Consider the following 305-nt stretch of genomic DNA (forward strand, 5'->3'; position numbering starts at 1 on the left):
CCAATGCCAGAAACTAAGAAACCAGATATGAAGCAACCGAAGGCAGATAAACAAGAAGCAGAGAAAGCTCAAATGCCACGGACAGAGGGTATGAAGCCTGAATCTAAGGTTTCAATGATGCCAAAAGCAGAGGCACCAAAAGCAACTTTGCCAAATACAGGTGAAGCAAGTAGCGCAATAGGCTGGCTAGGTGGTGCTTTAGCCACTCTTGCCACAGGCTTGTATCTATTCAAAAACAAAAAAGAAGAATAGTTAGAGAGTTTGTAGAAATGCTTGTTTTAGGGCTAACTGTGGACATATTAAAG

At 42.0% G+C, this 305-nt stretch carries 1 protein-coding gene; it reads left to right on the top strand.

The window, feature by feature from the left end:
* Nucleotides 1-252 (top strand): LPXTG cell wall anchor domain-containing protein (locus tag C1E99_RS13790; protein WP_153060284.1); only part of this gene is annotated, 252 nt, incomplete at its 5' end.
* Between the last annotated feature and the right edge of the window lie 53 nt (nucleotides 253-305).

This window comes from Streptococcus suis, from assembly GCF_002964045.1.
Taxonomy (GTDB): Bacteria; Bacillota; Bacilli; order Lactobacillales; family Streptococcaceae; genus Streptococcus; species Streptococcus suis_U.